This window comes from Streptomyces sp. NPDC047525 (genome assembly GCF_040643025.1).
Classification (GTDB): domain Bacteria; phylum Actinomycetota; class Actinomycetes; order Streptomycetales; family Streptomycetaceae; genus Streptomyces; species Streptomyces durmitorensis.
The window spans coordinates 1-20,510 of the sequence record NZ_JBEYTL010000012.1; the positions used below are offsets into that span (position 1 = coordinate 1).

Consider the following 20,510-nt stretch of genomic DNA (forward strand, 5'->3'; position numbering starts at 1 on the left):
CCCGCCCCTTCCCGAAAACCCGCTGCGCGGGGGCCTCCTCAAACGCCGGAGGGGCTGAAAATTCAGCCCCTCCGGCGTTTGAGGAGCGGGGTCTGGGGCGGAGCCCCAGTCAGGCCCTCGCGCCAGCGAGTTTTCGGGAAGGGGCGGGGTTGGGGACAAATCTGTGGCCGTAGGGTCAACCCCGTGAGTAGCGACGAAGACGTGACACTGACCGCGGGTGACGCGGAAATTACCCTGCAGCCGGGGAACGGCTGCCGGGTCGGGAGCCTCAAGGTCGGCGGCCTGGAGCTGCTGCGGCAGGGCGACCGCTACGGCTGCTTCCCCATGGTCCCCTGGGCCGGCCGCATCCGCGAGGGAAAGTTCCGCAACGGCGGCACGACCCACCAGATGCCCCTCAACTCCCCGCCCCACGCCATCCACGGCTTCGCCCGCGACGCCGCCTGGCGCACCGCCCGTGCGGGGAAGACCGAGGCCGCCTTCACCTACGACCTCGCCGACCCCTGGCCCTACGAAGGCCGCGTCACCCAGCTCATCGCCCTCACCGAGGACTCCCTCACCCTCACCCTGGGCATCGAGACGTACGGCGACTCCTTCCCCGCCCAGGCGGGCTGGCACCCGTGGTTCAACCGCGGCCTGGGCCAGGAGGACGTACGCGTCGACTTCGGCCCCGCCTGGCAGGAGGAGCGCGGCGACGACCACCTCCCCACCGGCAACCGCATCGCCCCCACCCCCGGCCCCTGGGACGACTGCTTCGGCATGCCCGACGGCGTCGACGTCACCCTCACCTGGCCCGAGCAGCTCGAGCTCAAGGTGCAGAGCCGTGAGCAGTGGGTCGTCGTGTACGACGAGCAGGAAGCCGCCGTGTGCGTCGAGCCGCAGACCGGGCCGCCCGACGGGCTCAACACCCTGCCCCGCCTGGTCACCCCCATCGACCCCCTGGAGACGTCGACGACCTGGACCTGGACGCGGCTCTGAGCTGCTGGACGCGGCTTTAAGCTGACAGACATGACTGACGACGTACGTGGCGCCCTGCTGCAGCAGATCAAGGACAAGGCCGTGGTGCACGGCAAGGTGACCCTCTCCTCGGGTCTCGAAGCCGATTACTACATCGACCTGCGCCGCATCACCCTCGACGGCGAGGCCGCCCCGCTGGTCGGCCAGGTGCTTCTCGACCTCACCGCCGACCTCGACTTCGACGCCGTCGGCGGCCTCACCATGGGCGCCGACCCCGTCGCGGGCGCGATGCTGCACGCCTCCGCCGCGCGCGGCAAGCGCCTCGACGCCTTCGTCGTGCGCAAGGCCGCCAAGGCGCACGGGATGCAGCGCCGGGTGGAAGGCCCCGACATCAAGGGCCGCCGCGTACTCGTCGTCGAGGACACCTCCACCACCGGTGGCTCCCCGCTCACCGCCGTCGAGGCCGTGCGTGAGGCCGGTGCCGAGGTGGTCGGCGTCGCGACCATCGTCGACCGCGCCACCGGCGCGGGCGAGAAGATCACCGAGGGCGCCGGGGTGCCGTACCTCTTCGCGTACTCCAAGGACGACCTCGGCCTCAGCGACTGAGGACCAGCGACTGAGGACCTACGTCCGGGCCGAGCCGCCCGGCAAGTCTGGAAAGATGGGGGCGACGATGACGTCGCCCCCTTAGGTCAGGGCCAAGCACACACCCGCACATCACAAGGAGCGGACACATGCCCATCGCAACCCCCGAGGTCTACGCCGAGATGCTGGACCGGGCGAAGGCAGGCAAGTTCGCCTACCCGGCCATCAACGTGACCTCCTCGCAGACCCTGCACGCTGCGCTGCGCGGTTTCGCCGAGGCCGAGAGCGACGGCATCATCCAGATCTCCACCGGTGGTGCGGAGTTCCTGGGCGGCCAGCACAACAAGGACATGGTGACGGGCGCCGTGGCCCTCGCCGAGTTCGCGCACATCGTCGCCGCGAAGTACGACATCACCGTCGCGCTGCACACCGACCACTGCCCCAAGGACAAGCTGGACACGTACGTCCGTCCGCTGATCGACGTCTCCGCCGAGCGCGTCAAGGCCGGTCGCAACCCGCTCTTCCAGTCGCACATGTGGGACGGCTCCGCCGAGACCCTCGCCGACAACCTGGCCATCGGCCAGGAGCTGCTCGCGAAGGCCGCCGCCGCGAAGATCATCCTCGAGGTCGAGATCACCCCGACCGGTGGCGAGGAGGACGGCGTCACGCACGAGATCAACGACGAGCTGTACACGACCGTCGACGACGCGCTGCGCACCGCCGAGGCCCTGGGCCTGGGCGACAAGGGCCGCTACCTCCTGGCCGCGTCCTTCGGCAACGTCCACGGCGTCTACAAGCCGGGCAACGTCGTCCTGCGTCCCGAGCTCCTCAAGGACCTCCAGGAGGGCGTCGCCGCCAAGCACGGCAAGGCCGCGGGCTCGCAGCCGTTCGACTTCGTCTTCCACGGCGGCTCCGGCTCCACCGCCGAGGAGATCGCGACCGCCCTGGAGAACGGCGTCGTGAAGATGAACCTCGACACGGACACGCAGTACGCCTTCACGCGTCCCGTCGCGGACCACATGTTCAAGAACTACGACGGCGTCCTGAAGGTCGACGGCGAGGTCGGCTCGAAGAAGACGTACGACCCCCGCACCTGGGGCAAGGCCGCCGAGGCGGGCATGGCCAAGCGTGTCACCGAGGCCTGCGCGAACCTGCGCTCCACGGGCACGAAGCTGAAGTAAGCACCGCTGCTCACGCCGAAGGGCCCGGTACCCCGTTCCAGGACGGGGTACCGGGCCCTTCGGGTTCCGCGATGGCGCAGACTGGAACCCATGGCCATTCACAAGGATCTGCTCGGGGGACCGCCCCCGACCCACCTGCCCGACGACCCGGAGCCGCGCGAGCTCCTCGCGAACGGCGCGGCGCCCGCCGACGTCGCCGCGAAGTACCCCACCTCCTCGCTCGCCTGGGCGCAGCTCGCCGACGAGGCGTTCGAGCGGGGCAGCGTCGTCGAGTCGTACGCGTACGCCCGCACCGGCTACCACCGCGGCCTCGACTCGCTGCGCCGCGCGGGCTGGAAGGGCCACGGCCCGGTGCCGTGGGAGCACGAGCCGAACCGCGGCTTCCTGCGCGCTCTGCACGGCCTGGCGCGCGCCGCGCAGTCGATCGGTGAGCAGGAGGAGTACGAGCGCTGCTCGGGCTTCCTGAGGGACTCCTCCGCGGCGGCGGCGGACACCCTGGGCTGAGCCCCACAAGGCGTCCGCACGACGTACGAGACCTGCCTGGTCCGCTGTGACCAGGCAGGTCTTGCCGTTTCGTGGGATGTTGCGGAGGATGCCGGTGGGGACCGGGGCCCCCGTGTCGGTAACGGCAGGGGCGGACCGCTACCCGGAGTACGTATCAAGGAGATCGCGATGTCCCAAGAGGCGGACACCCCGAACCTCGACTTCGCAGGAACCACCCCTTACGAGGACTACGTCCAGGCGGACGTCCTCACGCACCTCCAGCACCTGCGCTCGGACGACCCCGGCGAGATGGTCTTCCTGGTCACCACCCAGGTGATGGAGCTGTGGTTCACGGTCATCGTGCACGAGTGGGAGACCGCGTCGCACGCCCTGCGCCGCGACGACATCCCGACCGCGGTGGCCGCGCTCAAGCGCAGCCTGCGCGAGCTGGAGGCGCTGAACGCCTCATGGCGCCCGCTCGCCCAGCTGACCCCCGGGCAGTTCAACTCCTACCGTTCCGCGCTCGGCGAGGGGTCCGGATTCCAGTCCGCGATGTACCGCCGCATGGAGTTCCTGCTCGGCGACAAGTCCGCGTCCATGCTGGTGCCGCACCGGGGCGCGCCGCGCGTCCACGCGGAGCTGGAGAAGGCGCTCCAGGAGCCGAGCCTCTACGACGAGGTCCTGGCCCTGCTCGCCCGCCGCGGCCACGCCGTACCGGCCGCCGTGCTGCAGCGTGACCTGACGCAGAAGTACGAGCCGTCGCCCGAGGTCGAGAAGGTGTGGACCGACCTCTACTCGGGTGACGAGAGCGATGAACTCGCCCGTCTCGGCGAGGTGTTGACGGACGTCGGCGAGCTGGTGTGGCGCTGGCGCAACGACCACCTGGTGGCGACGCGGCGCGCGATGGGCTCCAAGACGGGCACGGGCGGCTCGGCCGGCGTGGCCTGGCTGGAGAAGCGAGCGACGAAGAACGTCTTCCCCGAGCTGTGGACTGCGAGGAGCCATGTCTGAGGTTTCGTACGACGCCCTCCGAGCGCAGGCCGTAAAGAGGGACAGTGAGGACGAACTCCGCGCGAAGCGCAAGGAGTTCGTCCTGGACGACACCGTCTACCTGGACGGAAACTCGCTGGGCGCCCTGCCGGTGAACGTCCAGGAGCGCGTCGCGGACGTCATCGCACGCCAGTGGGGTCAGCTCCGCATCCGCTCCTGGGACGAGAGCGGCTGGTGGACCGCCCCCGAGCGCATCGGCGACCGCATAGCCCCCCTCGTGGGCGCCGCCCCCGGCCAGATCGTCGTCGGCGACTCGACGAGCGTGAACGTCTTCAAGGCCCTGGTCGCGGCGGTACGCATGGCCCGTGACTCGGGCGAGGGGCGCGACGAGATCGTGGTTGACGCGACGACGTTCCCCACGGACGGGTACATCGCGCAGTCGGCGGCGCGCATGACGGGATGCACGCTGGTGCCGGTCGCGCCGGGCGAGGTGCGCGGAGTCCTCGGCCCGCGTACGGCGGTGGTGCTCCTCAACCACGCCGACTACCGCACCGGGCGGCTGCACGATCTGCCCGCCCTGACGGCGGCCGTGCACGACGCGGGCGCGCTCGTGGTCTGGGACCTGTGCCACACCGCGGGGGCACTGCCCGTCGGGCTCGACGAGCACGGCGTCGACCTCGCGGTCGGGTGCACGTACAAGTACCTGAACGGGGGTCCGGGTTCACCTGCCTACATCTACGTACGGGCGGATCTGCAGGCCCGCTTCGACTCCCCGCTGCCCGGCTGGAACTCGCACGCGGAGCCCTTCGGGATGCGGCCGGAATTCGAGGCGGCGGACGGCGCCGTGCGGGGCCGGGTCGGTACGCCCGACATCCTGTCGATGCTGGCGCTCGACGCGGCGCTCGACGTCTGGGACGGGGTGTCCATCGAGGCCGTACGCGCCAAGTCCCTTGCCCTGACGGACTTCTTCGTCGAGTGCGTGGCGGCCTACGTCCCCGAGGGCCGGGTCGAGGTGATCACCCCGGCCGCCCACGAGGAACGCGGCAGCCAGGTCGCGCTGCGCTGCGAGGACGCGGGTGACGTCATGCGGCGCCTGGTCGAGCAGGGCGTGGTCGGCGACTTCCGGGCGCCGGACGTGCTGCGGTTCGGCTTCACGCCGTTGTACGTCGGCTTCGCCGATGTGGAGCGGGCGGCGGGAGTCCTCGCGCGGACGCTGGGCGAGACCGAGACCGAGACCGGGACCGGGACCGGGACCACCGGCTGACGGCCTCCGGCGATTCCGCCCCCGGATCCCGCCCTTCCCGGGCGGGGTTCGGGGCGCAGCCCCGGTATCGGGAAGGGGCGGGGTAGGGGAAGATCAAATGAACACCCCACCCGCAGCAGCTCCACTCCCCGCAGAGAGGTTGTCGCATGCCGGACGACGCCGCCGCCGTGGCCCGCGATGCCGCAGAGGCCGACTCCGCCTTCTCGCACCCCGCGGTGACGCCCGACGCCACCGCCGCGTACGGCGAACACCCCGACCAGGTGGTCGACTTCTACGAACCCCGGACCGTCACGGAGACCCCCGCCCCCCTCGTCGTCGCCCTGCACGGCGGCGCCTGGCGGGCCCCGTACGACCGGCAGCACCTCACCCCCTTCGCGGACTTCCTGGCCAGACGGGGCTTCGCCGTGGCCAACGTCGAGTACCGGCGCGGCAGTTCGATCCCGGCCCAGGGGGGCGGCCCCGCCGCGGGCCGCTGGCCCGAGACCTTCGACGACGTCGCGGCCGCCTTCGACGCGCTGCCCGCGCTCGTCGCCGAACTCCTGCCGTCGGCCGACGTCCGCCGCACCGTCGTCACGGGCCACTCCGCGGGCGGCCACCTCGCGCTCTGGGCCGCATCCCGGCACGTGCTGCCCACCGGCTCGCCCTGGCGCATCGACCGGCCCGCCGCCTTCCGCGGCGTCGTCGCCCTCGCGCCCATCGCCGACTTCCGCGTGGCGCAGGAGCTGGGTGTCTGCTCGGACGCCGCGCTCCAACTCCTCGGCGGTGAAGGGAAGTTCGACGAACGCCTTCCGCACGCCGACCCGGCGGCCCTGCTGCCGACCGGTATCGCCACGACCGTCGTCCAGGGCCGCACGGACATCGTCGTGCCGCAGGCGGTCGCCGAGGCGTACGCCGACGCGGCGGCGAAGGCGGGCGAGGTCGTCGGGGTGACGCTCCTGGAGGACGTCGGGCACTTCCCGCTGATCGACCCGGCGGCCGACGCCTGCGCGGTGGTGGCTGAGGAGATCGCGCAGCTGGCGTACTGAGAGCGGGGTCAGGGGACCTGAACGAGGAGCTCCCGCAGCCCCCGGATCACGAAGTTCGGCCTGCGCTCCGGCTCCGCGGCCAGTGCCAGGCCCGGCGCCCGGCGCAGCAGCGCGCCCAGCGAAGCCGCCAGTTCGATGCGGGCCAGGGGTGCGCCGATGCAGTAATGGATGCCCGCGCTGAAGGAGATGTGCGGGTTGTCGGCGCGGGCCAGGTCCAGTTCGGCCGGGGCGGTGAAGACCGCCGGGTCGTGGTTGGCCGAGCCGAAGAGGAGGGCGACCTCGCTGCCGCGCGGGATCACGGTGCCGTCGACCTCGATGTCGTCGAGGACCCACCGCTCGAAGAGCTGGAGCGGGGTGTCGTACCGCATCAACTCCTCCACCGCGGTGGGGATCAGACCCCCGGGATCCGCGCGCAGGGCGGCCAGTTGCGCCGGGTTGCGGAAGAGCGCGTACCAGCCGTTGACGGTGGCGTTGACCGTCGCCTCGTGCCCCGCGTTGAGCAGCAGCACGCAGGTGGAGATCATCTCCTGCTCGCTGAGGGACGCCCCGTCCTCGTGGGCGGCGATGAGCCCCGAGATCAGGTCGTCGCCGGGCTTCTCGCGCCGCACGGCGATGAGTTCGCGCAGGTACGCCGAGAATTCGAGCGAGGCGCGGACGGCCCGGCCCGCCGTCTCCTCGGACGGATTCAGCTCGTACATCCCGCAGATGTCGGCCGACCAGGGCCGCAGCTGGTCCCGGTCGGCCTCCGGGATGCCCAGCATCTGCGCGATGACGGCCACCGGCAGCGGCTCGGCGACGCGCGCCGCGAGATCTCCGCCCCCGTCGGCCACCAGATCCCGTACGAGCCGGTCGGCCAACTCCTCTACGTACGGCCGGAGTTGCTCCACGGTGCGCGGCGTGAACGCCTTCGACACCAGGCGCCGGATCCGGGTGTGGGTCGGCGCCTCCAGGTCGAGCATGCCGTTGTCGTTCAGGACGTGGAACGGCTCGTGTCCCGGCGGCGGCGCCTGGCGCCCGAACTCCTCGTGCGTGAAGCGGTGCAGATAGGTCCGCCCGAGCCGCCGGTCCCGCAGCAGCGCCGACACGTCGGCGTGGTGCGGGATCAGCCACTGGTCGGTCGGTTCGAAGTAGTGGGCCCGCCCGGCGGCCCGCAGCTGTGCGTAGGCCGGGTAGGGGTCGGCGATGAACTCCGGCGACCAGGGGGCGAAGGGAGGGGCGGGGGCGTCCATGGAGGGACGCTAGCCGCACGAGTGCCCGCCCAGGAAGGGGTCAGCCCGGGGTGACCAGCCTCGCCTCGTACGCGAAGACCGCCGCCTGCGTGCGGTCCCGCAGGCCCAGTTTCACCAGGATGCGGCTCACGTGGGTCTTGATCGTGGACTCGGCGACGACGAGGCGCGAGGCGATCTCGGAGTTGGAGAGGCCCTGGGCGATGAGGACGAGCACCTCCGTCTCGCGCTCGGTGAGCTCGCCGTACTGCTGCGCCTGGACCGTCGCCGAGAGGCGCGGCGTCTCGCCCAGCTTGGAGAACTCCGTGATGAGCCGGCGCGTCACGGAGGGGGCGAGCAGGGCCTCGCCCGCCGCGACCACCTTGACGCCGTCGGCGAGCTGGCGCGCGGACGCGTCCTTCAGGAGGAAGCCGGAGGCGCCCGCGCGCAGCGCCTGGTAGACGTACTCGTCGAGGTCGAAGGTGGTCAGGACAAGGACCTTCGAGGTGACGTCCGCCGCGACGATCTCGCGGGTCGCCTCGATGCCGTTCATGACGGGCATGCGGATGTCCATCAGGACGACGTCCGGGGCGAGTTCGCGGACACGGTCGACCGCCTCGCGGCCGTTGACCGCCTCTCCGACGACCTCGATGTCCGGCATCGCGTTGAGCAGGACGGAGAAGCCTTCGCGGACCATCATCTGGTCGTCGGCGATCAGTACGCGGATCGTCATTCCTGGCCTCCGGTGGGCTCCGATGCGGACGCGACGGGCAGGAACACGGTGACTTCGTAGCCGCCGTCGGCGGTCTCCTCGGTCGTCATCTCGCCGTCCAGCATCGTGACGCGCTCGCGCATGCCGGTGATGCCGTGCCCGGCTCCGGGGGAGGGCTTGACCAGGCCTTGTGCGGGCCCGTTGACGACGCGCAGACCGAGTCCGCCGAGCACATATCCGACCTCGACGCGGGCGGTGGCGCCGGGTGCGTGGCGCAGGGTGTTGCTCAGCGCCTCCTGGACGATGCGGTACGCGGAGAGCTCGACGCCCTGCGGGAGTTCGCGGACCGCGCCGGTGATGACCTTCTCGACGTCCAGGCCGGTCTCGCGGACGTTCGCGATGAGGCGGTCGAGGTCGCCGAGCGTGGGCTGCGGGGCGTCCGGTGCCTCGTAGTCCTCCGCGCGTACGACACCGAGGACGCGGCGCAGCTCCGTCAGTGCGGCCACGGCGTTCTCGCGGATGGTGACGAACGCCTGCTCCAGCTCGGGCGGCGGGTTCTCCACGCGGTAGGGGGCGGCCTCCGCCTGGATGGCGACCACCGACATGTGGTGCGCGACCACGTCATGCAGCTCGCGCGCGATCGTCGTCCGCTCTTCGAGCAGCGTGCGCTTGTCGCGCTCGATCGCGGTGACGGTCCGCTGGACGCTGACCTCGTGCTTGGCCTCGCGGCGGATGTGCACGAGGGAGACGGTGACGAGGGTGAGCGCGGAGAAGAAGAGCATCTGCGGCAGGTCACTGCCGTACGCGCCCGAGCCCATGAAGACCTCGGCGAAGACGCCGTAGGCGGCCGTGCAGGCCCACATCCACGCGGCGGCACGCGGGCGGGTCCGCACGGCGACCACCGTCATGACGGTGATGTGCGAGAGGAACGAGCTGTCCGTCCAGGGCCAGCCGTCCGACGTATGGGCGATCACGGCGATAAAGGGGGTGGTCGCCAGCGAGAACCACCAGGCGCCGACAGGCCTCATCAGGGTCATGAGGACGGCGGCGGCCGGCAGGATGCCGGTGAGTACGGCCCCCATCCCGCTGTCGCTGACAGGGGCGACCGAGTACACGAGGACGGCGGCCAGCGCGACCATGGCATGCGGGATCCAGGCGGCGTAAGGGCGTATGCGGGCCGGAAGCCGTCGGCTCACCGGCCCGTCCGTACGCATCGTCGGCAGCGGTCGGTAGGCGAAGGCGTCACGGAACAGGTCCTGGCGAAGCCCTGCGAGCGCGCCCACGGCCAGGCGGTACTCCGGGCTGCGGCTACTGCTGGGGGCGGTCTTGGTCGCGTCAGTCACGCTTACGAAGGTACGGGGGCGGGGGAGGGGGGTCGTCCCGCCAGGGAGGGGTTCTGCGGGGTCCGTCGCAGGTACTACGTGGGGTGAGCGGCGCTGACCCACCGCCCTCCCCCGCCCACCCGAGCCCGGGCACTACGGGGTGATCCGGCGGGTGGGTGGGGGAGGCCCGTTCGGCCGGAGGCGAATGCGGGGTCACGAGATCAGGTCCCTGCGCCGCAGCCCCGCAAGGCCCGCGGCCACCAGCGCCGCCGCGACGGCCACGAGAACAGCCACCGGCGCCCACGCCATGCCCCCGCCGGGCAGCTTCGGAAGGTGCCCGAACGGAGAGACGTCCATCGCCACCTGCGGAAGGTCCAGCGCCGGGCCGATCCAGCCGATCGCCAGGCAGACCCCGGCCACCGCCCAGGCACCCACCGCCGCCCCGGGGAACGCCCCCACGAGCAGCACGGCGAGCCCGCCGAGCGCCCAGATCGCGGCCACCTGCACCAGGCACGCCCCCATGATCGGCCCGAGGTCCTTCCCGTACCCGAGAGCGAGACCGAGACCGCCGACCAGCATCAGCAGCAGCGCGCCGCCGAAGGCGATGACCAGGTGGCCCCCGGCCCAGCGCAGCCGCCCCACCGCGTTGGCCAGGACAGGTTCCGCCCGCTGCGAGGTCTCCTCGCCGTGCAGCCGCAGGACCGACGCGACCACGTACAGCGAGGCGATCATGCCCAGCATGCCGACCATCGTGGCGAGGAAGGCGTCCGTGAGGCCGGACTGGCCGCCCATGCGCTCGATGATGTCCCGGGTGTTCTCGTTGTCCCCGACGATGTCCGCCGCCCCCTCGGCCATCCCGCCGAAGACGACACCGGAGACCAGGAAGCCGAGCGTCCAGCCGAGCACGCTGCCCCGCTGCAGCCGCCAGGCAAGACCCCCCGCCGTGGCGATCCGGCCCTTGGCCGGTCCCGGCCGGGTCGGCAGGAAGCTCATGCCGACGTCGCGCCGCCCGGCCAGGTTGTACGCGACCGCGCCCTGCGCCACGACCGCGGCGCCGATCAGGAGCAGCACCCACCACCGCTCACCGGCGTAGGCGCGGATGTTCTCCAGCCACCCGAGCGGTGAGAGCCAGGTCAGGACGGAGGAGCCGTCCTCGGTCCCCGCGTCACCGGCGGCCTTGAGCACGTACGCGGCCCCGAGGATCCCGGCGGTCAGCCCCTTGGCGAGCCGCGCGCTCTCCGTGAGCTGGGCGACGATCGCCGCCATCGTGGCGAACAGCATGCCGGTGCCCGCGACGCCGAGCCCGAGCGCCAGCGCACCGGCCGCGCCCTGGCCCGCCATGCCGCCGGCGACGAGCAGCGCCACGGCCGCGTTCGCCACGAACGCGGCGAGCAGCGCGGCGGTCAGCGGCGCACGCCGTCCCACCATCGCGGCGGAGATCATCTCCTGGCGGCCCGTCTCCTCCTCCTCGCGCGTGTGCCGTACGACGACGATCAGGCTCATCACGGCGGCGAGGATCGCGGCGTAGACCCCGATGCGCCAGGCGGAGAGCGCGCCGATGGAGTCCCCGAACACCGGCGAGTACAGCGCCCGCATCGAGGAGTTGGCGTTCATCGACCGCATGGCCTCGGCCCGCTCGGCCCCCGTGCCGTACGTCTGCTCCAGGGAACCCGGCATCGCGAGGACGATACCCGCGACGATCAGGACCCAGACGGGCAGCATGACCCGGTCACGGCGCAGGGCGAGCCTCAACAGGGCTCCCGTACCCGCGAGTTGGCGCGATCCACCGGTGCGAGAGGTGAACGCGGAAGTCTCGGCGACAGCGGTCATCGCGCAGCCACTCCCTCGGCTCCCTCGGTGACGCCGCCGGCCCGCACGTCGTCCTGGTAGTGCCGCAGGAAGAGCTCCTCCAGCGTGGGCGGCGTGGAGAGGAGCGACCGCACCCCGGATTCGGTGAGCGCACGGAGGACCGCGTCCAGTTTGTCGGTCTCGACCTGGAGCTTGACCCGATTTCCCGCTACGTCGATGTCGTGGACGCCGGGCAGCTGCCCGAGCCCGTTGGGCGGTCCGGCGAGCTCCGCGGTGACGCTGGTCCGCGTCAGATGGCGCAGGTCGGCCAGCGAGCCGGTCTCGACGGTCTGCCCCTTCCTGATGATGCTGACGCGGTCGCAGAGCGTCTCCACCTCGCTGAGGATGTGCGAGGAGAGCAGGATCGTGCGGCCGCGGTCGCGCTCCTCCTCGACGCAGCTCTGGAAGACCTCCTCCATGAGCGGGTCGAGCCCGGAGGTCGGCTCGTCGAGGATCAGCACGTCGACGTCCGAGGCGAAAGCGGCGACGAGGGCGACCTTCTGCCGGTTGCCCTTGGAGTACGTACGCCCCTTCTTGGTCGGGTCGAGTTCGTACCGCTCGATGAGGTCGGCCCTGCGGGCCTGGTCGAGGCCGCCCCGCAGCTTGCCGTACAGATCGATGACCTCGCCGCCGGAGAGGTTGCGCCACAGGGTGACGTCACCCGGTACGTACGCCACCCGCCGGTGCAGCTCGACCGCGTCGTTCCACGGGTCCCTGCCGAGGAGCTGGGCGGCGCCGGAGTCGGCGCGGAGCAGGCCGAGGAGGACCCGGATGGTCGTGGACTTCCCGGCGCCGTTGGGGCCGAGGAAGCCGTGGACCTCGCCGGTCTCGACGTCGAGGTCGAGACCGTCAAGCGCGTGCGTCCGCCCGAACGACTTGTGCAGTCCGGAGACGGTGATTGCCTTCGTCATGTTTCAGAACGTACGCTACTTTCACAAAGTTGTGAAGTTAAGGAAGCGTATAAACTCGACCGCGACCGGCACAGCAGGGGAGATGATCGGCAGATGCCCAAGGGGTCCGAGGGGTCCAACGGAGAGGCGCGGCGGGAGGACGAGACGCGGCGTGACGACGAGGTCGTCTCACGTTTCGTGGAGCAGTTCGCCGCGCAGCTGGTCGAGGCGGGCATGCCGAGGATGCCCGCGAGGATCTTCTCGGCGCTCCTCGCGTCGGACTCGGGCGCGATGACCTCGGCGGAGCTGGGGGAGCGGCTCCAGGTGAGCCCCGCGGCGGTCTCGGGCGCGGTCCGCTACCTCACGCAGCAGCACATGGTGGCCAGGGAGCGCGACCCCGGCTCACGGCGGGACCTCTTCCGGGTGCACAGCAACCAGTGGTACGAGGCGCTGGCCAACCGTGACGGGGTCCTCAAGCGCTGGGAGAGCGCCCTGACCGACGGCGTCACCAGCCTGGGCCCCGACACCCCGGCGGGCCGCCGCATGGCCGAGACGCTCGCGTTCTTCGAGTTCGTCGAGCAGGAGATCGCGGGGATGCTGGAGCGGTGGCGGGTGCGCAGGGAGAGCTTGTTCGGCAAGTGAGTCGCTCCAGCGATTCGGGTGGGTGGGCGGGAAAGAATCCGCCGCGAAGCGGCGGCCCAGGAGAGAACGGCGCCGCACCCGAAGGCCGGGTCACCGAGGCAGCATCAAGCCCCAGGCACTGGCCCGCACCGCCCAGGTCCGAGTCCGCACCGGCCCCCCGACCACCGCATCCGCCCGGTAGCGGAAATCCGCCCCGGACACCGTGATCGTCCGCGCCCGCACCCGCAGGGCCTGGGCCGCCGCCCCCACCGAGGTGGGCCGGACCTCGACCTCCGCGAAACCGTCGGCCCCCGGACGCACCGAGACCCCCTCCACCGGCTGGTCCAGGTCCACCACGAGCACGCCGTCCGCCTCCACCCGCAGCCGCGCGGGCGCGGGCCCTGGCGCCGACGCCACCCTCGCGCGGGGCGCGAGGGTGCGTACGAAGGACTGGCACGTACGCAACCAGGGGTGGCCGTCCACCGCCGTGCTCCCGGCAGCGCTCCCGGCAGCGCTCTCGGACGCCGACGCGGTGACCGGCGGGATCCGCAGGGTCCCGAGGACCACCCCGTCGCTGTCGTCGACGAGCAGATCCAGCCGCCGCTCGACCCCTTCGAGCACCGCACGGGCCGCCGCGACGGCTCCGAGGGGCACTCCGAGAGATCGCGAAAGCACTTGGACCGCGCCCACCGGAACGACCGAAACCGCACACGAATGGAGCTCCCGCTCCCGGTGGAGTGCCGCCACGGCGCGCAGCAGAGCCCGGTCGTCGCCGATCACCACAGGACGTCGCGTACCCCTTCTGGCCAGGGCTTTCGCGAAATCCTCGGGCCCTTCCGGCAGGCAGATCCGGACGGCCGCACCCGCGCCGAGCACGTCCTTCGCGATCCGTACCGACTCACCGTCCGTGCGCCGGGCGACCGGGTCGATGACGACTAGCAGCTGGTCGCGAGCCGACAACGTGCGCCCCTTTTCTGAGTCCTCGGGTAGCATCTTTGTGCAAGAGCCCCTTGCGCTATTGCGCCAGGGGCTTCGTCTATTCCGGGGCAGCATCCAAGGCACACCCATATGGCGGCTACGGCCCCTGACCTTGGACATGCCCCGCCCGGAAGGGGTGTACGCCTGTGCCCGCACTTGTGCTGCTCGGTGCTCAGTGGGGTGACGAAGGCAAGGGAAAGGCCACTGACCTGCTCGGTGGCTCCGTGGACTATGTAGTGCGTTACCAGGGCGGCAACAATGCCGGCCACACGGTCGTCGTCGGCGACCAGAAGTACGCGCTGCATCTCCTCCCTTCCGGGATTCTCTCCCCGGACTGCGTGCCTGTCATCGGCAATGGAGTCGTCGTCGACCCGTCGGTCCTGCTCTCCGAGCTGAGCGGTCTGAACGAGCGCGGCGTCGACACGTCGAAGCTGCTGATCAGCGGTAACGCGCACATCATCACGCCGTACAACGTGACCGTCGACAAGGTGACGGAACGCTTCCTCGGCAAGAGGAAGATCGGTACGACGGGGCGCGGCATCGGCCCGACCTACGCCGACAAGATCAACCGCACCGGCATCCGCGTCCAGGACCTCTACGACCAGTCGATCCTGGAGCAGAAGGTCGAGGCGGCCCTCGAGGTCAAGAACCAGCTTCTGACCAAGCTGTACAACCGGCGCGCGATCGAGACCGGCCAGATCGTCGAGCAGCTCCTTGAGCACGGCGAGAACATCAAGCGGTACGTCGCCGACACCACCCTGATCCTCAACAACGCGCTCGACGAGGACAAGGTCGTCCTGTTCGAGGGCGGCCAGGGCACGCTCCTGGACGTGGACCACGGCACGTACCCCTTCGTCACCTCGTCGAACCCGACCGCGGGCGGCGCCTGCACGGGTACGGGCGTCGGCCCGACGAAGATCAGCCGCGTCATCGGCATCCTGAAGGCGTACACCACGCGCGTCGGCGCGGGCCCGTTCCCGACGGAGCTCTTCGACCAGGACGGCGAGGACCTGCGCCGCATCGGCGGCGAGCGCGGCGTCACCACCGGCCGTGACCGCCGCTGCGGCTGGTTCGACGCGCCGATCGCGCGCTACGCGACCCGCGTGAACGGCCTGACGGACTTCTTCCTCACGAAGCTGGACGTCCTGACGGGCTGGGAGCAGATCCCGGTCTGCGTCGCGTACGAGATCGACGGCAAGCGCGTCGAGGAACTCCCGTACAACCAGACCGACTTCCACCACGCGAAGCCCGTCTACGAGATGCTCCCCGGCTGGTCCGAGGACATCACCAAGGCGCAGACCTTCTCCGACCTGCCGAAGAACGCGCAGGGTTACGTGAAGGCGCTCGAGGAGATGTCGGGCGCGCCGATCTCCGCGATCGGCGTGGGTCCGGGCCGCACGGAGACGATCGAGATCAACTCGTTCATCTAGCGGTTCAGTTCTCCCCGCACATCCGCATTCCCACGGGCGTCTGGCACGGCAGGTGCCCGTGGGTGCGGACCACGTCCTGCCCGTTCCCGCGGATCGCGTACGCGAGGAAGCTCGACGCCAGCGAGTCGGCGGGCGGGCTGCCGTAGGTGTAGGCGTACTCGATCTCGCGGTACGGGTAGCCGCTGGACTGGATGTGGTCGACGGACGGGGTGTGGCCGTCCAGGTTCAGGCGGTGCACGCCCTTGAGGGTGGTCGTGTTGCGCAGCTCGCTGTAGCCGACCGCGCCCGGGGTGGCGGCGACCGTGTCCAGGACCTGTTCCGTGGAGTCGAGTTCGCAGCGGATCACCGGCGCCCGGGGGCCGATGTCCCTGGTCAGGCAGTCGCTCGAGGACTCCTGGATCTCCGGGGCACCCTTGAGGACCCGCTGCTGGAGGGTGACCCGCGTGCCGGAGCTCGACCCCCGGCTGACCAGGACCACCGGCAGGTCGGGGCCGCCGCGCAGCTCCTTCCAGTTGCGGATCTCGCCGGTGAAGAGGCGGCGTACGTCCCTCGTGGAGAGGTTCTTGACCGGCACCCTGTCGTTCAGGACGAGGGCGAACAGGGAGACCGCCACCCGCGTCTCGCTCAGCTGCGTGTAGCTGCCGGGGCGCGGCCCGTCGGAGAAGGCGATCACCGGCGGTGAGCCCTCACCGGGCCCGGCGTCGGCCCCGGCCAACTCCCTGACGCCGCCCCGGCTTCCGTGCGCGCTCACCCCGATGTCCGAGCCCTCGCAGTCCTTCATGTACTTGTCCGCGAGCTCGGTGGCCACCGGCTCGAACGCGGTCGACCCGGTCAGGGTGAGGCTGCCCGGCTGGCAGTACGAGGGCGGCGGCTGGGTGTCGGGCCGCAGGATGAGGCCCGCGAGGCCGAGGATCACCAGGCTCAGCGCGATGGCCACCCGCTGCGAGAGCCTGCTGAACACCGGTGGCTTCTCGTCGGGGGCCGCGCTGTGGTTCTCGTGCGTCTCGCCGCCCTGGATGCCGCCGATGACGGTGTAGCCGCTGTCCACGGGGCCGCCGGTGAGCAGGACGAGGAGCTTGTAGTACTCACCTCGGTTGAGCGGCACGCGCGGGATGTGCAGCCTGCCGTCCTCGTAGCCGAGGCCCGTGCCGGGCGCGAAGTGCTCCATCAGGTGGTCGGCCTCGGGCGGCAGCGTCACCGCCACGGCGCGGATCGTGCGGGTCTCGAAGACCGCGGTCAGGCCGTGCGGCGAACGGCCCGTGTAGTCGGCGACGTCGATCGGCAGCGAGCCGTCGTTCTCGACGCGCAGGAGCACCAGGGTCGCGTCCGACATCTCCGGGGCCTCGTCGAAGAGACCGAGGCGCGCGTTCGCGTCGCCCGTACGGACGTTGTCGCCTATCGCCGTGTCCATCTGCTTGCGGTAGCCGATGCGTTTGCGGCGCGGTACGCGGCGTTCGAGCAGCACGGGGACGAACGCGCCGGCGATGCCGACCAGGATGGCGAGCACGGCGATGGTGTTTTCGGTGCCCAACCAGTTCATGGGCGGGACGATAAGCGCCGTGGGCGGCCGTCGGGCTGCCCTTGTCCGTCCCTTGTCCGTCCGGACGGGAGCTGTTCGCCCGGGGTTCAACTACCGCGCGCTCAGCCCTCCTTGTCGTAGGTCAGCCCCTTGTCCGTGCCCGTGTTCTCCCGGTGCAGCCTGCCGTTCGCGAGCAGCGTGACCGTGCTCGCCTGGCCCGGTCGGCAGGAGGTCGCGGGCTGGCCGACGATCACGTCCGTCGGTCCGATGCGCAGGGTGTTGCCGCTGACCGACTCCAACTTGCCCTGGAACACGCAGTGGTACGTGCCTCCCGTGTCGGTCGGGCCGTCCGCCGTGATCGAGACGACGGTGTCGCCGACCTCGCCCTGCTGGAGGACGAGCTGGCGGGAGTTGTTCCCCAGGTTGTTCTGGATGGAGCCGCTCCAGGTGCCGAGGAACTTGTCCGGGATCGTGCCGTCCTCGCCCTTGTCCTTGGACGCGGGCGTCGTGGGCGGGCTCTCGGGATCCTGCGAATTCTGCTCGGAGGGTGTGCCCGGCGTCTCGGGGGCGCTGCTGGAGGGCGACTTGGAGTTCGTGCCGCCCGCCTTCGTGCTGCCCTCGCCCTTCATCACCGCGTACACCGTGCCGCCCGCTCCTATGGCCACTATGACGGCCACCGCGATGAGCGCGGCGGTGGACCGCCCGCTGCGGCGCGGGGGTTCGCCCTGGGGGTGGACGAGAGGGCCGTACGGAGGTGTGGGTCCGTAGGGAGGTGTGGGTCCGTACGGGTTCTGCTGGGGGTAGCCGTAGCCGGGCTGCGGGTGCTGTTGCGCGTGTTGCTGGGGGTGCTGTTGGGGGTAGCCGTACGCCGAGCCCGGCGGGGGAGTCGGCGGCGGTGCCTGGCCGGTGATCATCGTGGGGAGGTGGTCGAGCGGGGCCTCGCCCGGTCTGCCGGGCGGTGGCGGTGTGTCGCCGTCGGCGGCCTCCGGCTTGCCCCCGGCCCCGGCCCCGGACGCGGCGGCGGCCATGGCGCCTGCGCCCGCCCCGGCTCCAGCTCCGGCGACGGCCGCGGGCCCGGAACCGGACCCGGCTTCGGCCTCGCCGGGCTTGGCCGGGCCGCCATTGCCCCTGGCCGCCAATCCCTTCGGCGGCGCGAGCGACACCGGCGGAACGGGGCCCTTCGCGGACGGAGCCTCCGGCCCGCCCTCGTCCGGATTCTCCGTGTCGAGCAACTGCACGGCGTGGCGCCCCAGTTGGGCCACGAGCGCCCCCGGAAGCCACGGGTCCCGCGTCCGGCCGCCGTCGCCGAGCGTGTCCTCCGCGCCCGTCCGCTCAAGGAGCTGCTCCAGCGAGGGCCGGTCCGCGGGGTTCTTGCGCAGGCAGTCGCCGACCAGCTCGGCCAGCTCCTCCGGCAGCCCCTCCAGATCCGGCTCCTCCTGCGCGATACGGAACATCAGCGCGTGTACGCCGCTGTTGGCCGTGCCGAACGGCAGCGCGCCCGAAGCCGCGTACGCGAGGACCGAGCCCAGGCAGAACACGTCGCACGCCGGGGTGATCCGGTCGCCACGCACCTGCTCGGGTGCCATGAACCCGGGCGAGCCGACGAGCGCGCCGGTGCGGGTCAGGCCGCCGTCGGTCACCGTTTCGAGCGCGCGGGCGATGCCGAAGTCGATGACACGGGGGCCGTCGATCGTGACGAGCACGTTCGACGGCTTGAGGTCGCGGTGGATGAGGCCCGCCGCGTGAATGTCCTTGAGGGCGTTGGCGAGCCCGGCCGCCAGTATCTTCACGGACCGCTCGGGCAGCGGCCCGTGGTCGTGCGAGATGACGCTCTGCAGGGAGGGGCCCGCGACATATCCCGTGGCCAGCCAGGGGATCGTCGCCTCGGTGTCCGCGTCGAGCACCGGCGCCGTCCACGCGCCGCCGACCCGCCTCGCCGCCTGCACCTCCTGCCGGAAGCGGTTCCTGAACTCCTCCTGCTCGGCGAGCTCTTCACGCACCAGCTTCACCGCGACCGTACGTCCCCGGTCGGACCGCGCGAGGTAGACGTGCCCCATGCCGCCCGCGCCGAGTCGCGCGAGCAGCCGATAAGCGCCTATTCGCTGTGGATCCCCGGGCCCGAGCTTCTCCATCGCCGCGCCGCCTCCCCCGTTGGTGTGCAACAGATCGAGGATAGTGGGGCGGTAGGACATCGGGGCACGGACTGCCTGCTACGGCTCCGTAACGGGTTGTTCCGTATCCATGCCGGACAGGGCGCCGGAAAGCCGCTCCAACACCTGCACGGTCCGCGCGAACTCCTCCTCGCCGAGCGCGTCCGCGAGCCGGGCGGCGACGTCCGCGTGGCCGGGGCTGATCCTGCGGACGGCGGCCAGGCCCTCGTCCGTGGGGCGCAGGAGCTTGGCGCGGCGGTGGGCGGGGTTCGGCACGTACTCCGCGAGGCCGCGCCGCACGAGCAGGTCGGCGATGCGCTGCACGCTCTGCCGGGTGATGCCCATCGCACGGGCGATCCCCGCGACGGGCAGGGGCTCGCGCAGGACGGCGCCGAGCACCTGCCACCAGGCGGCGGTGAGCCCGCCTGGCTTGGCCAACTCCTCTGCCACGGCGAGGAATTGGCCGTTGAGCCGGAAGACGCCGAGGGCGGTGCGGGAGAACAGGTCCTGCTGCTCCCGCACCTTGTCCTGCCGCGCCCCGTCCTCCGACGCCCTGTCCTCCGGCTTGCGGTTCTGGTCGGTGCTCACGATTCCAGCACCTCGTACGCGGACGCGTCCGAGTCGTGGAACAGCCGGTACCAGGCGTCCAGCTTCGCGCCCTCGAAGGCGCCGAGCCGCCCGAGGATCTCCCGGGCGAAGGCCACGGGTTCGGTCGGCCCCGCCGTGGTCAGCCCGCCGTCCGTGACGGCGTCGACGTCCACGTACCGCTCGCCGCCCTTGTATCCGGTGGCCGCGAGGTAGAACGACACCGCGCTGGTGTGGTCGCGCTCGTCGAGCAGGCCCTCGCGGGCGAGCCCGGCGGTGGCCCCGCAGATCGCGGCGACCGGCACGTCCGCGTCGAGGAAGGCGCGGGCCGTGCGGCCGAAGGGGGCCAGGTCGTCGCCCGTGTCCCACAGGTCGGCGCCGGGCAGGATCAGCAGCGCGCTGTCCTCGGGCCGCAGGTCGGCGAGGGCCAGGTCGGGCTGGATGCGGACGCCGCCCGAGGTCGTGACCGGGTCGAGCGACCCTGCGGCGACGGTGCGGATCTCGTACCCGGCGCGGGCGAGGTACGCGGTGGCGTATCCGGTCTCCCAGTCGGCGAGCGTGTCGTAAACGGCGAGGTGCACGGGCTTGCGGGTCATGACTGCCTCCACTGGGTGGGTGCCGCTGAATGCTGTGCTTGCTCCGCTGTGCTGGTGTGCTGCTGCTTATGTGAGCATGCTGTCAAATGGACAGCATGCTGTCAAGAGGTCGCTCCGGACCGGACCGGACCGGACCGGAGCGGAGCGGGGCGGGGCGGGGCGGGGCGGGGCG

The 20,510-nt window shown here is 71.4% G+C and carries 19 protein-coding genes; 9 read left to right on the plus strand and 10 right to left on the minus strand.

Features of this window, described 5'->3' with window-relative positions; translation table 11 throughout:
- The first annotated feature begins 183 nt into the window (after nucleotides 1-183).
- From ABZ833_RS30390 to ABZ833_RS30420, 7 genes are all read left to right on the plus strand, one after another.
- A complete protein-coding gene (locus ABZ833_RS30390) occupies nucleotides 184-975 on the plus strand; it encodes an aldose 1-epimerase (protein ID WP_361053036.1) in 792 nt (263 codons plus the stop codon).
- Nucleotides 976-1,005: 30 nt separating this feature from the next.
- A complete protein-coding gene (gene pyrE / locus ABZ833_RS30395) occupies nucleotides 1,006-1,560 on the plus strand; it encodes an orotate phosphoribosyltransferase (protein ID WP_249588748.1) in 555 nt (184 codons plus the stop codon).
- 128 nt (nucleotides 1,561-1,688) lie between these two features.
- Nucleotides 1,689-2,720, plus strand: a complete 1,032-nt coding sequence (gene fbaA / locus ABZ833_RS30400; protein ID WP_249588747.1) for a class II fructose-bisphosphate aldolase — start codon at nucleotides 1,689-1,691, stop codon at nucleotides 2,718-2,720.
- Nucleotides 2,721-2,810: 90 nt separating this feature from the next.
- Entirely contained in the window at nucleotides 2,811-3,224 is a 414-nt protein-coding gene (locus ABZ833_RS30405; RefSeq protein WP_249588746.1) for a DUF3151 domain-containing protein, read from the plus strand.
- Nucleotides 3,225-3,392: 168 nt separating this feature from the next.
- Complete coding sequence (locus ABZ833_RS30410) at nucleotides 3,393-4,214, plus strand: tryptophan 2,3-dioxygenase family protein (RefSeq protein ID WP_361053041.1); 822 nt, start codon at nucleotides 3,393-3,395, stop codon at nucleotides 4,212-4,214.
- Nucleotides 4,207-5,457: a kynureninase gene (kynU, locus tag ABZ833_RS30415; protein ID WP_361053044.1), complete on the plus strand. Its 1,251-nt coding sequence runs from the start codon at nucleotides 4,207-4,209 to the stop codon at nucleotides 5,455-5,457. The genes ABZ833_RS30410 and kynU overlap by 8 nt, the downstream gene beginning before the upstream one ends.
- 146 nt (nucleotides 5,458-5,603) lie before the next feature.
- Complete coding sequence (locus ABZ833_RS30420) at nucleotides 5,604-6,482, plus strand: alpha/beta hydrolase (protein ID WP_361053046.1); 879 nt, start codon at nucleotides 5,604-5,606, stop codon at nucleotides 6,480-6,482.
- An 8-nt stretch (nucleotides 6,483-6,490) separates the two neighbouring features.
- On the opposite strand, the gene ABZ833_RS30425 is transcribed toward ABZ833_RS30420, so the two are convergent.
- From ABZ833_RS30425 to ABZ833_RS30445, 5 genes are all read right to left on the minus strand, one after another.
- Nucleotides 6,491-7,711 carry a cytochrome P450 gene (locus ABZ833_RS30425; protein WP_361053048.1) on the minus strand — a complete coding sequence of 407 codons (1,221 nt, stop codon included), beginning with the start codon at nucleotides 7,709-7,711 and terminating at the stop codon, nucleotides 6,491-6,493.
- A gap of 40 nt (nucleotides 7,712-7,751) precedes the next feature.
- On the minus strand, nucleotides 7,752-8,420 hold the full coding sequence (locus tag ABZ833_RS30430) for a response regulator transcription factor (RefSeq protein ID WP_361053051.1): 669 nt from the start codon (nucleotides 8,418-8,420) through the stop codon (nucleotides 7,752-7,754).
- Nucleotides 8,417-9,742: a histidine kinase gene (locus ABZ833_RS30435; RefSeq protein ID WP_361053054.1), complete on the minus strand. Its 1,326-nt coding sequence runs from the start codon at nucleotides 9,740-9,742 to the stop codon at nucleotides 8,417-8,419. The genes ABZ833_RS30430 and ABZ833_RS30435 overlap by 4 nt, the downstream gene beginning before the upstream one ends.
- 192 nt (nucleotides 9,743-9,934) lie before the next feature.
- On the minus strand, nucleotides 9,935-11,551 hold the full coding sequence (locus tag ABZ833_RS30440) for an ABC transporter permease (protein WP_361053057.1): 1,617 nt from the start codon (nucleotides 11,549-11,551) through the stop codon (nucleotides 9,935-9,937).
- The gene (locus ABZ833_RS30445) at nucleotides 11,548-12,480 is read right to left on the minus strand and encodes an ABC transporter ATP-binding protein (protein WP_361053060.1); all 933 of its coding nucleotides are present in this window, start codon (nucleotides 12,478-12,480) and stop codon (nucleotides 11,548-11,550) included. The genes ABZ833_RS30440 and ABZ833_RS30445 overlap by 4 nt, the downstream gene beginning before the upstream one ends.
- A 93-nt stretch (nucleotides 12,481-12,573) precedes the next feature.
- Between ABZ833_RS30445 and ABZ833_RS30450 the strand changes: the two genes are divergently transcribed.
- Entirely contained in the window at nucleotides 12,574-13,101 is a 528-nt protein-coding gene (locus ABZ833_RS30450) for a MarR family transcriptional regulator (RefSeq protein WP_361053063.1), read from the plus strand.
- A 90-nt stretch (nucleotides 13,102-13,191) separates the two neighbouring features.
- Here ABZ833_RS30450 and ABZ833_RS30455 read toward each other — a convergent pair whose 3' ends face one another.
- The gene (locus tag ABZ833_RS30455) at nucleotides 13,192-14,040 is read right to left on the minus strand and encodes a diacylglycerol kinase family protein (protein ID WP_361053066.1); all 849 of its coding nucleotides are present in this window, start codon (nucleotides 14,038-14,040) and stop codon (nucleotides 13,192-13,194) included.
- Between the two features lie 164 nt (nucleotides 14,041-14,204).
- Here ABZ833_RS30455 and ABZ833_RS30460 point away from each other — a divergent pair, with 164 nt between their 5' ends.
- A complete protein-coding gene (locus tag ABZ833_RS30460) occupies nucleotides 14,205-15,488 on the plus strand; it encodes an adenylosuccinate synthase (RefSeq protein WP_361053069.1) in 1,284 nt (427 codons plus the stop codon).
- Nucleotides 15,489-15,492: 4 nt separating this feature from the next.
- On the opposite strand, the gene ABZ833_RS30465 is transcribed toward ABZ833_RS30460, so the two are convergent.
- The 4 genes from ABZ833_RS30465 to ABZ833_RS30480 all read right to left on the minus strand — a co-directional run bounded on the left by ABZ833_RS30465 (nucleotide 15,493) and on the right by ABZ833_RS30480 (nucleotide 20,338).
- Complete coding sequence (locus ABZ833_RS30465; RefSeq protein ID WP_361053071.1) at nucleotides 15,493-17,028, minus strand: substrate-binding domain-containing protein; 1,536 nt, start codon at nucleotides 17,026-17,028, stop codon at nucleotides 15,493-15,495.
- A 101-nt stretch (nucleotides 17,029-17,129) separates the two neighbouring features.
- Complete coding sequence (locus ABZ833_RS30470) at nucleotides 17,130-19,139, minus strand: serine/threonine-protein kinase (RefSeq protein ID WP_361053499.1); 2,010 nt, start codon at nucleotides 19,137-19,139, stop codon at nucleotides 17,130-17,132.
- Between the two features lie 78 nt (nucleotides 19,140-19,217).
- Nucleotides 19,218-19,679, minus strand: coding sequence for a helix-turn-helix domain-containing protein (locus ABZ833_RS30475; RefSeq protein WP_361053502.1), 462 nt, complete (start codon nucleotides 19,677-19,679; stop codon nucleotides 19,218-19,220).
- A 62-nt stretch (nucleotides 19,680-19,741) separates the two neighbouring features.
- Complete coding sequence (locus ABZ833_RS30480) at nucleotides 19,742-20,338, minus strand: DJ-1/PfpI family protein (protein ID WP_361053074.1); 597 nt, start codon at nucleotides 20,336-20,338, stop codon at nucleotides 19,742-19,744.
- Between the last annotated feature and the right edge of the window lie 172 nt (nucleotides 20,339-20,510).

Bases quoted from the DNA above. Each gene is read 5' to 3' on its own strand.
- pyrE (WP_249588748.1), top strand. From the start codon at position 1,006: ATGACTGACGACGTACGTGGCGCCCTGCTGCAGCAGATCAAGGACAAG.
- fbaA (WP_249588747.1), top strand. From the start codon at position 1,689: ATGCCCATCGCAACCCCCGAGGTCTACGCCGAGATGCTGGACCGGGCG.
- ABZ833_RS30405 (WP_249588746.1), top strand. From the start codon at position 2,811: ATGGCCATTCACAAGGATCTGCTCGGGGGACCGCCCCCGACCCACCTG.
- ABZ833_RS30410 (WP_361053041.1), top strand. From the start codon at position 3,393: ATGTCCCAAGAGGCGGACACCCCGAACCTCGACTTCGCAGGAACCACC.
- kynU (WP_361053044.1), top strand. From the start codon at position 4,207: ATGTCTGAGGTTTCGTACGACGCCCTCCGAGCGCAGGCCGTAAAGAGG.
- ABZ833_RS30420 (WP_361053046.1), top strand. From the start codon at position 5,604: ATGCCGGACGACGCCGCCGCCGTGGCCCGCGATGCCGCAGAGGCCGAC.
- ABZ833_RS30425 (WP_361053048.1), bottom strand. From the start codon at position 7,711: ATGGACGCCCCCGCCCCTCCCTTCGCCCCCTGGTCGCCGGAGTTCATC.
- ABZ833_RS30430 (WP_361053051.1), bottom strand. From the start codon at position 8,420: ATGACGATCCGCGTACTGATCGCCGACGACCAGATGATGGTCCGCGAA.
- ABZ833_RS30440 (WP_361053057.1), bottom strand. From the start codon at position 11,551: ATGACCGCTGTCGCCGAGACTTCCGCGTTCACCTCTCGCACCGGTGGA.
- ABZ833_RS30445 (WP_361053060.1), bottom strand. From the start codon at position 12,480: ATGACGAAGGCAATCACCGTCTCCGGACTGCACAAGTCGTTCGGGCGG.
- ABZ833_RS30450 (WP_361053063.1), top strand. From the start codon at position 12,574: ATGCCCAAGGGGTCCGAGGGGTCCAACGGAGAGGCGCGGCGGGAGGAC.
- ABZ833_RS30465 (WP_361053071.1), bottom strand. From the start codon at position 17,028: ATGAACTGGTTGGGCACCGAAAACACCATCGCCGTGCTCGCCATCCTG.
- ABZ833_RS30470 (WP_361053499.1), bottom strand. From the start codon at position 19,139: ATGGAGAAGCTCGGGCCCGGGGATCCACAGCGAATAGGCGCTTATCGG.
- ABZ833_RS30480 (WP_361053074.1), bottom strand. From the start codon at position 20,338: ATGACCCGCAAGCCCGTGCACCTCGCCGTTTACGACACGCTCGCCGAC.